Origin of the sequence: Lentzea sp. NPDC058450 (assembly GCF_042721395.1) — a bacterium.
Taxonomy (GTDB): domain Bacteria; phylum Actinomycetota; class Actinomycetes; order Mycobacteriales; family Pseudonocardiaceae; genus Lentzea.
In genome coordinates, this window is the sequence record NZ_JBHXLO010000001.1 from 912,223 (window position 1) to 925,253 (window position 13,031).

Genomic DNA, 13,031 nt, shown 5'->3' on the forward strand with positions numbered 1-13,031 from the left:
AAACCCAAGCGCCATAAGCAAAACGGATGTCGGTTGAGCACATCGGGTGATCTCCGTGCGCGCGGCTAACCCCGGAACCCGGCATCGCGAAGGTCAGACCGCCCGGATCTGACGCGCACCGTCGTGCCTGTCACCGGTTGATCCTCAACCGACCAGGAAGGCCGCCATGACAACGCATTCCCCGCTCGACGACCGGCAGAAGGCTCGCCGGGCCCGGATCCAGGCCCGTGCCGACGAGTTCCGGTCGATCGTCGCCGACGCCGACCCGACCCGGCAGTGCCTCGACGAGCTGGCCGCGGCCGACCGGCAACTGGCGAACATGTCGGGCAAGGTCGTGCTCGCCGGTGCGAGCGGCGTCGGCAAGAGCACGCTGATCAATGCGCTGTACGGGCGGATCGTGGTGCCGGCGGGGGCCGGTGTCACGGTGACCGGGGCCATGATCACCGTGCGGCCGGTGACGGACCCGGCCGAGGAGGGCGTCGACGTCCGGTACCTGACCGCACGGGAACACCGCGAGCGGCTGGACCGCCTGGCGCGCAACGTGATCGACCTGCCCGACGACCTGAAGCGCAAGGAAACGCGTCAGCTGATCGCCGAACTCCGTTCCCGGTCCACCGGTCGCGGCGCCGATCGTGCCGACCGCGGCGCCGAACTGCTGGCGCAGTGCCTGTGCGCCGGGGCGGGGGCCGAGGACGTCCTCGCCGCCGACGGAGCCGCGGCCATCACGGAGTCGTTCGCGCTCGGCGACGCGCGGGTCCACGCGTTGCTGACCGAGCCGGAGGTCGGGACCGACGACGCCGCCAGACTGCGGACGCGGCTCGTCGCCGAGGTGACCATCCGGGTCGTTCCCGCCGAGGGGTGCTGGCCGACGGGCCTCGACCTGATCGACCTGCCCGGCCAGGACGGGAGCGTCTCCCTGCACGCGGAGATCGCGCTCGACCAGATGCGGCGCGAGGACGCGATGGTCGTGCTCCTGCTCGGCAAGGCCAAGGGGCGCATCAACGTCGCGGCGGTGGACGACGTCATCGACGAGGTCAGCCGGAACTACCTCGCGTCGCTCTCGCACACCGAGCGGGACCGGGCGGCCGCGAAGTTCTTCCTGGTGCTCAACGACGACGGCGTCGACGAGGCACAGCTCCGCGGCCCGGCGATCACCGCCGCTCTGCGCGGAGCCATGCGCGGCATCTCCCCCGGCTACGAGAGGCGCTATGCGGGGCGTGGCCGCGGCCGGGCGCACTTCGTGGTCCGGCCTCTGGACAGCCTCGCCGTGGAGAACCCCCAGGCCGCGGCCGACGACCGCGGGTCCGGTGCCGACTACGCCGGAAGCGTCGAGTTCGCGTTGCGCAGGCTCGGACGTGCCACCGCGGACGCCGCGCTGTCGGAGGACGACCGGCGGGCGATCGCGACGGAGAGCGAGATCCCGCTGCTCCGCTCCGCGCTGGCCGACTACCACCGCGACCAGCGCGTCGACCGGCTTCTCGACCAGGCCGAAGCCCACGTGTCCGGTGCCCTGCACGCGATGGACTCGACGATCCGCGCCAGGTTCGCCGTGCACGGGATCGCCTACGACACCTTCCCGGGGTCCGACGACCTGCGGGAGCGGATCGGCCTGGCACGCCTCGAAGCCGACGCGGCCGGGCTGCGCGCGGAGATCGCCGACGCGCTCGACGCGATGCGGTCACCGACCGCCGGTCACGACGGCGGAGTCCGGGCCGAGGCCGTCAAGATGGCCAGGGCGCTCGGGGACGGCACCGACGAGGAGATGGCGCTCTGGTACGAGACCGTCATCGACCACTACCACGGCCAGGACGTCGTGGAACTGCGACCGGTGCGGGCCGCCCGCGCGATGGACGAGCTGCTGGTCCGCGAGTACCGGCGCATCGGCGAACTGCTGGCGGACAGACACCTGGCCGCACTCGCCGCCGGAGTCAAGGCGCTCGTGGTGCCCGTGCTGACGCGGACCGCCCGGGAACTCCCGGACGCCACCGAGTTCGACGTCACGGCGGTGTGCTCGGACGCCGTCGACCACTTCGGGGACCGCTACCGCGCGGCCGTCGGCGCCGCCGCGGTGCACGAGCTCGCCCGCATCGTCGACGCGTCCCTGATGCGACTGGTCACCATGACCGAGCAGAGCGAGGCCCGCCCGTCCGACGTGGCGGGGTGGGCGTCGCTGCTGCGCGAGGCGGTCGTCGCGAGGGCGGACGTCGTCTTCGACGGCGAACCGCTCCACCACGGCCTGCTCTCCCAGTTCGCCGAGCTCTGGGCCGATCTGGAGAAGACCGTCACCGCCCTGGTCGAGCGCGTCCTGCGCAAACGGCAGAGCGCCTTCGACGCCGATCCCGCGTTCCAGCAGAAGGTCCTGGACCAGGCCGACTCCGGTCTCAGCGACGTGGTCCGCCTCGCGGACCTGCGGGACCGGCTGGCCCGGTTCCGCGACACCGTGGACCGCGAACCGCCTGCCGACGAGGAGTAGTCCGCCGCCTACTTCGCCTTGAGCTCCGGCAGGTAGTAGGCCAGCAGAGCCGTCCCGAGTGGAGCGAGCACGCCCAGCGCGACGCTGACCGTCTTGCCGACCGTGACGTCCGGGCTGACGAGCGTGGTCAGTCGTGCCCTTCCGTCCGACCACGCCTCGGACGGGCGCGCGTCCTTCGGCAGGGGGTAGACCGCGTTGATCAGCGCCAGCGCGCGGTCTCGCCACGCCAGGAACGCGGGGATGCAGACGAGTGCGACGACGCCGGTGAGCGCCGCGCCGTACACCAGGACCAGGGTGATCGGGAACTGGTCCGGTTTCAGGCCGTGGGCCAGGTGGGCGCGGCGCAGCACGGCGGTGTTGATCAGGCCCGAGGACGCGATGAGGCTCAGGGCCGTGAGGCTGCGGTTGATGTCGGCACGGAGGGTGAGGAGGCCGTCGAGCGTGCCCGGTGCCTTCAGCCGGAGCTGCCGGAGGCGGGCGGGCGCCAGCCACAGCGTGAGCACCGCGGGTGCGGCGCACAGCTCGGCCACCAGGTACAGCGGGCGCATCACCGACGGGACCGTCGGCAGGGTGCCGGCCGGGGCCTTGCCGGTCAGCAGGACGACCACCAGCCCGGCGAGCACCACGTAGGCGCCGGCCGAGATCAGGAACGCAGCTCTCGACGGCGGGCGGACGTGGCCGAGCGTCCGGGCGAAGACGTGGAAGTAGATCACCACGCCGACCACCGCCGCCACCGACCACGTGAAGTACTCCGGGGACCGGGCGGTGGCGGTGTGGCCGCCTCGGCCCAACGCCCACTGCACCAGCACCAACGCGACGGCCGCTCCCGCCACCGTGGCGATCGTGACCAGTGCCGCGCCTGCCTGGCGCACACCCGTGGTTCCCCGAGGGCGGCGGCGTTCCGGATCAGGTGTCCGCGGCTCGCCGGTCATCGGAACCTCCTCGAGCCACCCCCGTCACCGGTATCTCGTGGCAGGAGGACGCCTGGTTACCGAGGCCACCCGCCTGGAGCAACGAGAGGCACGCCACCGATCCACACCCCGCGCACGTTCCGGAGCGCGGAGATGTCCGCCGTGGGGTCGCCCGCCACGAGCACGAGGTCCGCGCGCAGCCCTGGCCGGATCGCGGCACGGTCGGTCAGACCGAAGTGGCCGGCGGTGACCGAGGTGGCCGCGCGCAACGCCTCCACCGGGGTCAGCCCGGCGTCCACGAGCAGCTCCAGTTCGCGGTGCAGGCTCGCGCCGTGCGGGACGGAGACGGGCAGGCCCGGTGCGGAGAACGCGTCGGTGCCCGCCATGATCGGCACGCCGGCGGCGTGCAGGGCCGCGACGGACGCGCGGGCGTGGGCGTAGTCCGCGCCCGGCACCGGAACGGCGGCGACCATGGCCTCCGACATGGTCAGGGTGGGGATGGCCGCGGGCACCCGGCCGGCGGTGGCGGCGGAGAGCGGTGCCAGGGTCGGGACGTGGGTGATCACGTCGGCGCCCGCGTCGAGCGACAGGACGAACGCGTCCACGTGGCTGGCGTGCGCGACGACCTGCTTGCCCGCGCGGTGCGCCGCCTCCACCAGGGCGGCGACGGTGGCGGCGGACGGACCTCCCCGGCCGGGGGCCTCGGTGACGACCTTGATGAAGTCCGAGCCGTCGGCCACCCGGCGGGCCACGTGGTCGCGTGCCTCCTGCTCGGTGGTGACCACGGCCTCGGCCGGCATGCCGAAGTGCGAGTGCGGGCCGTTCGGGCCGATCGCCGGGATTCCCGCGCTGAGAACGGACGTCGTGTCCTTCTCGGCGCGCATCGCGGTGGTGAAGGCGAGCGGCCACGACGCCATGTCGATCGCCGTCGTGACGCCGTGGGCGGCCAGTGCGTCGAGGTCGGCCCGGCCGGTCAGGTGGACGTGGGCGTCGATCAGGCCCGGCAGCAGGGTGCCGCCGCTGCCGTTGCCGCCGGGGGTGACCGAGGTGATGAGTCCGTCTTCGAAAGCGACGGAGGCGGCGGTCAGGCCGGTGCCGTCGAAGATCTGGACGTCGGTGATGATCAACGGGTGGTCCTTCGTCCGGAGTGCAGCCACTTCAGCGTTTCGGCGTAGAACTCGTCGCGCTGCTCCGGGCGGTCGTCGCCCGGCAGGCCGTCGGTGAGGGGGTAGCCGCGGCGATCCAGGTACCAGGCGAGGAACGCGTAGGAGCGGCGGAACCGGGCCACGTCCGGCGCCGGGAGCGCCGTGCCGGGCAGGACCGCGGTGAGGGTGTCCCGTTCGTAGATCGCATCGAGGCCCACGATGCCCCAGCGGCCGTCGCGCCGCTCGACGCGGTAGCTGACTCGGGTGTACGAGACGAGGTCGGCGAGCACGCCGTCGAGCACCGTGCGGACCTCGATGGCGGCGGGCACCTCGGCCCAGCCCCGGTCGCCCGCGACGTGGACGGCGGGTGGCGACAGGCGGTGCACGCTCACGTCGCCGCGGCCGCTCATCTCCCGCGAGCGGGCGACGAAGTCGGGACCGGAGCCGGTGAACCAGGACAGGGTGACGACGGAGTCCGGCCAGAAGCACGCCGCCTGCTGGTCCCACCAGCCGCGGTCACGGCCCTGGCGTTCGTGCAGCACGAGTTGCGTGATCTCAGCGGCCGGCATCGAGGACTCCTCCCAGGCCGGGGAGGAGCCGGACGGCGTTGCGGGTGGTGAGGGCGCGCCACGTGTCGCCGTCGGGCTGGGCGGCGGCGTCCACCGAGGCGATCTGCGCGGCGGCGGCAACGGCGGGGGTCCAGCAGAAGTCGCTGCCGTAGAGCAGCCTGTCGGTGCCGAACACCGCGGCGAACGCGGGAACCTGGTGCGGGAACGGCGTTCCGGCGATGTCGAACCACACCTCGCGCAACTGCTCCTCGACCGGCGCGACACCGGGTTCCGGCGTGAAGAACGCCGTGCGGAACAGCTCCATCCGCCCGGCCAGCAGGGGCAGCACTCCCCCGCCGTGGGTGAACACCCACCGGATCGCCGGGTAGCGGGTGAGCACTCCGGCGAACACCAGGTCGCTCGCGGCGCGGGCGGAGTCGAAGAGGAACTCCATCAACGGCCGCGGCCTGCCGAGCGACACGGCCTCGGCGTGGCACGGCGAGGTGGGGTGCACGAACACCACCGCGCCGCGCCGGTCCAGTTCCCGCCACACCGGTTCGAAGCGGGCGTCGCCGAGGTACGCGCCGTGCGCGTTGGTCTTCACGGTGACGCCGTCGCTGCCCAGAACGTCCAGCGCGTGGGCGATCTCCGTCAGCGCACCGTCCACATCGGGCAGTGGCAGCGACGCGAAGTGCCCGAACCGTCCGGGAAAGTCGCGCACGACCTCCATGCCGTGCTCGTTGACCTCGCGGGACAACGCGCGCGCGGCGGCGTCGTCACCGAAGTGCGTGCCGGGCGAGGAGATCGACAGCACCGACGTGCGGATGCCTGTCGCGTCCATCAGTTCCAGGTGCGCGGCGGCGGACCAGTCCGGCCAGCCGGGCATCCCGTCGGGGTGCGCGTGCCCCGCGGCCACGGCCGCGCGGACGTACGACGGCGTGACGAAGTGGGCGTGGACGTCCACGAGAGTCATGTGCTCGTTCCTTCTCGAAGTGGATCTAGGCGCTAGGCGTCCCACCAGTGGAACCGCTGCGTGGGCACGTCGCGAGCCGGGGCCAGCCCGGTCAGCCTGCCGCGGTGGAACACCAGCGGCGCGCCACCGGCGGCGTCGAGCAGGGAGACCCGGCCGACGACGGCGAGGTGGTCACCGGCCGGGAAGCTCTCCTCGACGGCGCACTCGACCCACGCCACCGCGCCGTCCAGGCGGGGTGCGCCGTTGGCCGCGGTGTGCCAGGTGCAGCAGGCGAAGCGGTCTCCGTCGCGGGCGGCGAACCCGGCGCACACCGCGTGCTGCCGGGCGGACAGCACGTTCACGCAGAACGCCCCGGCCCGCACGATCGCGGCGGCGCTGGCGGAGCGCAGCCCGCAGTAGAAGACCACCAGCGGCGGGTCCAGCGACACGGACGTGAAGCTGCCGACGGTCACCCCGATCGGCCCGTCCGGCGTCGCCGCCGTCACGACGCTCACGGCCGTGGGCACGTGACCGAGGACGGCGCGCAACGCGGAGGCGTCCGGTGGTGCGGTGGTGACGGGCACGGCGACCTCCTCGAACCGGGGACTGCCGCCAGTCAAGCCGCCGGGCCGCGCGAACGGCATGGTCCCGCCGGCCAAGCCCGTCCGGGGTGTTTGGCTCCGCAGCCCAATGTGGTCCCCGAGCCCAAAACCGCGGCCGGATTTGGCGGTCGCCGCACCAAGACAGCGGGCCGGTCCAGGCGTCGAATGCAGCGGACACCACAGCCCGCGGAGGAATCGATGACGATGACCGCTGAAGCACCCGCGACCGACCTCGTCGGCCGCGCGGCCGCACTCGTGGACCTGTTGCGCGCCAACGCCGCCCGCACCGAACAGGACCGCCGGGTCGCCGAGGAGAACATCGAGGCGCTGGTGGGCGCGGGCCTGTTCCGGCTCACCGTGCCGCGGCGGTTCGGCGGGCACGAGACGTCCATCCGCACGTTCCTCGAAGCCGGCGCCGAACTGGCCCGCGGCTGCGGGTCGACGGCCTGGGTCGCCACGCTGATCAACGTCAGCAACTGGGTGGTCGGCCTGTTCGGCGAGCAGGCCCAGCGGGACGTCTGGGGCGAGAACCCCGACGCCCGCGTGTGCGGCGTGCTCGCGCCCAGCGCCACCAGCCGTGCCGTCGAGGGCGGCCAGGTGATCACCGGCCGCTGGGGTTTCGCCTCGGGCAGCCTGCACAGCCAGTGGGCCGTGCTCGGGTTCCCGATCGTGGACGGGTCCGGCACGCAGGTCGACCAGGGCACCGCGCTCATCCCCCTGAGCGACATGACGATCGAGGACACCTGGTACGTCGCCGGCATGCGCGGCACCGGCAGCAACACCCTGGTGGCCGACGAGGTGTTCGTGCCGGACCACCGGATCATGTCGGTGACGCAGGCGGTCGGCGGCCAGTACCCGACCGAGCACACCGGCGAGACGCTCTACCGGTCGGCGCTGGTGCCGGTGCTCGCCCTCGTGCTGGCCGCGCCGCAGGTCGGGCTCGCCAAGGCCGGGCTGGAGGTCGTGTCCGGGTCGCTCGCCAAGGGCAGGGGCATCTCGTACACGTTCTACGAGCGCGCCAGCGAGGCGCCGTCCACCCAGCTGCAGCTCGCCGAGGCGGCCCAGCTGGTCGACACCGCCGAGCTGCACCTGCTGCGCGCCGCCGACGACATCGACGCGTGGGCCGCGCGGGGCGAGTACATGCCGTTGCTGACGCGGGCCCGCGTGCGCATGGACACCGGGTACGTGGCACGGCGCTCGCGGGAGGCGCTGGACGTGCTGCTCAGCGTCCAGGGCGCGGGCAGCTTCGCCGAGGCGAGCCCGTTGCAGCGGATCTGGCGCGACCAGGAGACCGCGAGCCGGCACGCGGTGATCAACCCGGCCATCTCCACCGAGCTGTACGGCCGGGCGCTGCTCGGCATCGACGAGCAGGTCACCCCGCTCATCTAGGAGTGGTCGTCGTGCAGCACAACCCTTCCGAACGCGTGAGCGGCCTCCAGCGCGGCGAGCACCTCCGGCAGCCGGTCGCCGACGTCGTGCCCGAGCAGCTCCTGCGCGCGCTTCACCCGGTACGTGACGGTGTTGCGGGCGATGTGCAGCCGGGCGGCGGTCGTGGCGAGGCCGCGTTCCCCGCGCAGGTAGTGCCGCAGCGTCTCGCGCAGCCGGGCCGCGTTCTCCGTGTCCGCGGCCAGGTCGCCCAGCTCGGCGTGGACGAACCGGCGCGTGCCCTCGACGTCCGCGGCGAGCAGGCACGCGAGCGCGACGTCGCGGTGGTGGACGACCGGCGGCTGGGCGGGGTTGAGCCGCATCAGGCGGGCCGTGTCCTCGGCCTCGCGGTGGGAGCGGCGGAAGCCGTCCGGCCCGGGGTGCGCGGACCCGCACGCGATGCGCACACCGGCCGGATCAGGGGCAGCGGCAGTGCGCTCACCGGCGGGCACGCTCACCAGCGTTCCCCATGCCCACAGGCTGGTCCGCCCCGTCGGCACCACCAGCGTCGCCTGGCACCCGGCGTGGCGCAGGAACCGCGTGGCGGACTGCTGGAGGTCCGCGTCGTCCTCGCTCCACACCGCCACCGCGAGGTGCCGTCCCCGCAACGAATACCCCAGCGCCCGGTCCGGCGGTCCGCCCGCGAGCACCTGGCGGACGGCCTCCTCGCGGGCGGCGGCCCCGCTGACCACCCAGCGGTCGTGCTCGGCGAGGTACTCGGTCGTCATGGTCGAGGAGAACTCCTCGACGTACCCGAGCAGGAGCTCCGAGATGCGCCGGAACTCCGCCGCGTGCTCGGCGGCGGGCGCGAGGTCCGCGCAGGCCGACATGAGCAGGCGGTTCAGCTCCGCGTGCGACACCCGGATGCCGCGCAGCACCTGGCCGAGGCCGATGCGGCGGCGGGCGAACTCGCGGTCGCCCAGCAACGCCTCCTCCGGCGCACCGGCGGCGGGATCGCCCGCCAGCAGCAGGACGGCGCGCAGCACCACCGACTCGGTGCCCATCCGCAGCGTGGCCAGCAGGTCCGCGCTCGCGGCCAGCTCCGGCACCTCGGCGGCGATCACGTCGGCGAGCCTGCGGCCCGTCCCGACCGACCAGGCCACCGGACCGGCGCCGAGCCGTGCGGCCGCCCCGGCCAGCGCGTCCGCCGAACTGGCGGGGGCGAGCGCCGGGTCCCCGGTGAGCCGATGCAGCCAGTTCGTCGTCATGACCAAGCACCGTAACAAGATCCCGTCTATCCACAGGAGACAGACCCATGCGGGTGGCCAACATCAACGGACGACTGGCGCTCAAGGCCGGTGACGGGTTCCTCGACGTCGCGATCGCCAGCGAGGGTGCGTTCGACCCCGATCCGCACGAGGCGTACGCGCGCTGGGACGAGCTCCTGGCGTGGTCGGAGCAGGTCCCGGCGCTGCCCACCGCCCTCACGGCGAAAGCACGCGTCGACCGCGACGGCGCCGTCTGGGGAGCGCCCTCGCCCCGTCCGGCGCAGGTCTTCGCCATCGGGCTCAACTACCGCGACCACATCGCCGAGTCGAAGCTCGCGGAACCGGCCGAACCGGCCGTGTTCACGAAGTTCCCGACCTCGCTGACCGGCCACGGGCGTCCGGTGGCACTGCCCGACGGCCTGGTGGACTGGGAGGCCGAGCTCGTCGTGGTGATCGGCCGCCGCTGCCACCGCGCGAGCCGGGAGACGGCCTGGTCGCACGTGGCGGGGCTGACCGTCGGCCAGGACCTCTCGGAACGCCGCCTGCAGCTCACCGGGCCCGCACCGCAGTTCTCGCTGGGCAAGTCCTACCCCGGCTTCGCCCCGCTCGGCCCGGAGGTCGTGAGCCCGGACGAGTTCACCGACCCGGACGACCTGGAACTGGGCTGCCGGCTCGAAGCCGGCGAGATCCTCCAGTGCGGCCGCACGTCGAAGATGGTCTTCGACGTGCCGGAGCTGATCACCCGGCTGTCGGCGGTCTGCCCGCTGCTGCCCGGCGACCTGATCTTCACCGGCACCCCGGCCGGCGTCGGCGGCGCCCGCACCCCGCAGCGGTTCCTCTCCCCCGGCGACGTGCTCGTCACGTGGGTCGAGCACGTCGGCTCGCTGCGCACTCCCCTGACCGCCTCCCACTGAACGGAAGTAGCAACGATGCCACTGCACCGTCTCACCCAGATCGTCATGGGCGTGCCCGACGTCGAGCGGACGACCGCCTACTACGCGGAGTTCGGCCTCACCGTCAGCCGGCCGAACGTGCTGTCCACAGTGGACGGCGGCGAGCAGTTGCGGGTCGTGCACGCGCACCGCCGCCGGCTGCTCGAGCTCGGCGTCGGCGCGGACGACCCCGACGACCTGGACCGCACCGCCGCCGCGCTCGCCCGGCTGGACGTGCCGGTCCACCGCACCGCGACGACGGTCGAGGCCGTCGACCCCGGCACCGAGGTGCTCGTCCGCGTCGAGATCGCGCCCCGGCTGCGGCAGACCCCCGTCCCGGCACCGGTGTACAACGCGCCGGGCTCGATCCTGCGCACCGGCGAGCGCGCCGAGGGCATCCTGCGGGAAGGCCCCGTGCGGCCGCGGAAGCTGGGCCACGTCGTGCTGGGGTCCACCGACCAGGAGGCCTCGCAGCGGTTCTTCCAGCAGGGCATCGGGTTCAAGGTGAGCGACACCGTGAAGGGGCTCGCCGCGTTCCTGCGCTGCTCCACCGACCACCACAACGTCCTGGTGCAGCAGGCGCCCGTGGCGTTCCTGCACCACAGCTCGTGGCAGGTCGACGACGTGGACGAGATCGGCCGCGGCGCCACGGCCATGCTGGCGACGGATCCCGACCGGCACACCTGGGGCCTCGGCCGCCACCACATCGGCTCGAACTTCTTCTGGTACCTCAAGGACCCGGCCGGCAACTTCTCCGAGTACTACTCCGACATCGACTGCATCGTCGACGACGCGCTGTGGACGCCGCGCGACTGGGAGGGCGCCCAGGGCCTCTACAACTGGGGACCGCCTCCGCCGCCGTCGTTCCTCGCGCCCGAGGACCTCGCGGCCCTGATGACCGGCGCGCACGCTCCGGGCAAATGATCCCGATCTGGACGCCCGAGGCGTACCCGCGAACGCCGCGCATCACGGCGTTCGCGGAGAGCACGGGACGGTCGTTCGCCGGCTACGACGCGTTGTGGCGCTGGTCCGTGGACGACCTCGCCGGGTTCTGGTCGGCCGTGGCCTCGTACTTCGACCTCGGGCTCGACGGCGCACCGGTGCTCGACGACACCCCCATGCCGGGCACCCGCTGGTTCCCCGGCACCTCGCTGAACTACGCCGAGCACGCGCTGCGGCACGACGGCACGGCCGTGATCTCCGTCAGCGAGGACGGGAACGTCACGGAGACGAGCTGGGACGAGTTGCGCGCGCAGGTCGGCGCGCTGGCGGAGTGGTTGCGCGGTCAGGGAGTCGTGGCCGGAGACCGGGTCGTGGGCTACCTGCCGAACACCGAACACGCCGTGGTCGCGTTCCTGGCGGCCGCGTCCATCGGGGCGATCTGGTCGGCCTGCGCGCAGGACTACGGCGCGGAGGGCGCGGCGGCCCGGCTCGGGCAGCTGGAGCCGGTGGTGCTGTTCGCGGCGGACGGGTACCGGTGGAACGGCCGCGCGCACGACCGGCGGGCACAGGTCGCGGAGCTGGTGGAGGCGTTGCCCGGACTCCGCGCGGTGGTGCGGGTTCCGGTGCTGGGCCTGGACTTCGAGGACGACCGTCCCGCCGTCACGTGGCAGGAGGCCCTGTCGCGGCCGCATCCGCCGCGCTGCGAGCCGGTGCCGTTCGAGACTCCGCTCTGGGTCCTGTTCTCCTCGGGCACGACCGGCACGCCCAAGGGCATCGTCCACGGCCACGGCGGCGTCGTGCTCGACCACCACCGGCTGCTGGGCCTGCACCTCGACCTGGGTCCCGGTGACCGGTTCCTCTGGCACACCACCACGAACTGGATGATGTGGAACATGGTGGTGTCCGGCCTCCTGGTCGGCGCGACGATCGTGCTCTACGACGGCAGCCCGGTACACCCGGCGCCGCGACGGTTGTGGGAGCTGGCGGCGGAGCACCGGGTGAACGTGCTCGGCGTCAGCCCCGGCTACCTCTCCGCGTGCGCCGACCTCGGCGGCCTCGCCCTGCCGGAGCTGCGCGTCCTCGGGTGCACGGGCGCCCCGCTGGCCGCCGCCCCGTACCACTGGGTGCGCGAGCACGTCGGCCCGCACGTCCACGTCGCCTCCACGACCGGGGGCACCGACGTCGTGAGCGGCTTCGCGGGCGGCGCGCCCACCACGCCGGTCTGGCCGGGCGAGATCTCCGCTCCCCTGCTCGGGGTGGCGCTGGACGCGTTCGACGCGCACGGCCGGTCCGTTGTGGACGAGGTCGGCGAACTCGTTGTCACCAAACCGATGCCGTCGATGCCGTTGCACTTCTGGAACGACCCGGACGGCGTGCGCTACCGGGAGGCGTACTTCGGCGTCTACCCCGGCGTGTGGCGGCACGGCGACTGGGTGACCCGCACGAGCCGGGGCAGCCTCGTCGTCTCGGGCCGGTCCGACTCGACGCTCAACCGCCACGGCGTACGGCTCGGCAGCGCCGACGTCTACGCCGTGGTCGACGCGCTGCCGGGGATCAGCGACAGCCTGGTGATCGGGGCGGAGCTGGACGGCGCCTACTGGTTGCCGTTGTTCGTGGTCATGGCGGACGGGCACCGGCTCACCGACGCGGTCCGGAACGCGATCCGCGACGCCGTGCGCACGAAGGCCTCGCCGCGGCACGTGCCCGACGACGTGATCGAGGTGCCCGCGCTCCCCCGCACGCGCACGGGCAAGAAGCTGGAGGTGCCGGTCAAGCGACTGATCCAGGGTGCCGCGCTGGATCAGGTCGCAGGAGTGGAGGCGGTGGACGACATCGAGGCGTTGCGGTACTTCACCCGCTTCGCCGGCGGCCCCGCGCGGGGATGACGTCACG

Annotated in this window: 11 protein-coding genes; 5 read left to right on the forward strand and 6 right to left on the reverse strand. The window is 73.2% G+C overall.

Going from position 1 to position 13,031, the window contains the following annotated elements:
- Positions 1-166 precede the first annotated feature (166 nt).
- Positions 167-2,473 carry a dynamin family protein gene (locus ACFWNN_RS04015; protein WP_382438335.1) on the forward strand — a complete coding sequence of 769 codons (2,307 nt, stop codon included), beginning with the start codon at positions 167-169 and terminating at the stop codon, positions 2,471-2,473.
- 8 nt (positions 2,474-2,481) lie between these two features.
- Here the strand turns inward: ACFWNN_RS04015 and ACFWNN_RS04020 are convergent, their stop codons facing one another.
- The 5 genes from ACFWNN_RS04020 to ACFWNN_RS04040 are packed head-to-tail and all read right to left on the reverse strand — an operon-like array spanning position 2,482 to position 6,613.
- Positions 2,482-3,405 (reverse strand): hypothetical protein, encoded by a 924-nt coding sequence (locus ACFWNN_RS04020; RefSeq protein ID WP_382438336.1) that lies wholly within the window; start codon positions 3,403-3,405, stop codon positions 2,482-2,484.
- Between the two features lie 56 nt (positions 3,406-3,461).
- Positions 3,462-4,541, reverse strand: coding sequence for an amidohydrolase family protein (locus ACFWNN_RS04025; protein WP_382438337.1), 1,080 nt, complete (start codon positions 4,539-4,541; stop codon positions 3,462-3,464).
- Complete coding sequence (locus ACFWNN_RS04030; RefSeq protein ID WP_382438338.1) at positions 4,508-5,098, reverse strand: nuclear transport factor 2 family protein; 591 nt, start codon at positions 5,096-5,098, stop codon at positions 4,508-4,510. The genes ACFWNN_RS04025 and ACFWNN_RS04030 overlap by 34 nt, the downstream gene beginning before the upstream one ends.
- Positions 5,085-6,050: an amidohydrolase family protein gene (locus ACFWNN_RS04035; protein WP_382438339.1), complete on the reverse strand. Its 966-nt coding sequence runs from the start codon at positions 6,048-6,050 to the stop codon at positions 5,085-5,087. The genes ACFWNN_RS04030 and ACFWNN_RS04035 overlap by 14 nt, the downstream gene beginning before the upstream one ends.
- Before the next feature lie 32 nt (positions 6,051-6,082).
- Positions 6,083-6,613, reverse strand: a complete 531-nt coding sequence (locus tag ACFWNN_RS04040; RefSeq protein WP_382438340.1) for a flavin reductase family protein — start codon at positions 6,611-6,613, stop codon at positions 6,083-6,085.
- A 216-nt stretch (positions 6,614-6,829) separates the two neighbouring features.
- Between ACFWNN_RS04040 and ACFWNN_RS04045 the strand changes: the two genes are divergently transcribed.
- Positions 6,830-8,020: an acyl-CoA dehydrogenase family protein gene (locus tag ACFWNN_RS04045; RefSeq protein ID WP_382438341.1), complete on the forward strand. Its 1,191-nt coding sequence runs from the start codon at positions 6,830-6,832 to the stop codon at positions 8,018-8,020.
- Here the strand turns inward: ACFWNN_RS04045 and ACFWNN_RS04050 are convergent.
- Entirely contained in the window at positions 8,017-9,264 is a 1,248-nt protein-coding gene (locus ACFWNN_RS04050; RefSeq protein ID WP_382438342.1) for a PucR family transcriptional regulator, read from the reverse strand. The genes ACFWNN_RS04045 and ACFWNN_RS04050 overlap by 4 nt on opposite strands.
- A 47-nt stretch (positions 9,265-9,311) precedes the next feature.
- Between ACFWNN_RS04050 and ACFWNN_RS04055 the strand changes: the two genes are divergently transcribed.
- The 3 genes from ACFWNN_RS04055 to ACFWNN_RS04065 are packed head-to-tail and all read left to right on the forward strand — an operon-like array spanning position 9,312 to position 13,024.
- Positions 9,312-10,178, forward strand: coding sequence for a fumarylacetoacetate hydrolase family protein (locus tag ACFWNN_RS04055; protein ID WP_382438343.1), 867 nt, complete (start codon positions 9,312-9,314; stop codon positions 10,176-10,178).
- Positions 10,179-10,193: 15 nt separating this feature from the next.
- Entirely contained in the window at positions 10,194-11,120 is a 927-nt protein-coding gene (locus ACFWNN_RS04060) for a VOC family protein (protein ID WP_382438344.1), read from the forward strand.
- On the forward strand, positions 11,117-13,024 hold the full coding sequence (locus ACFWNN_RS04065) for an acetoacetate--CoA ligase (RefSeq protein ID WP_382438345.1): 1,908 nt from the start codon (positions 11,117-11,119) through the stop codon (positions 13,022-13,024). The genes ACFWNN_RS04060 and ACFWNN_RS04065 overlap by 4 nt, the downstream gene beginning before the upstream one ends.
- Positions 13,025-13,031 lie beyond the last annotated feature (7 nt).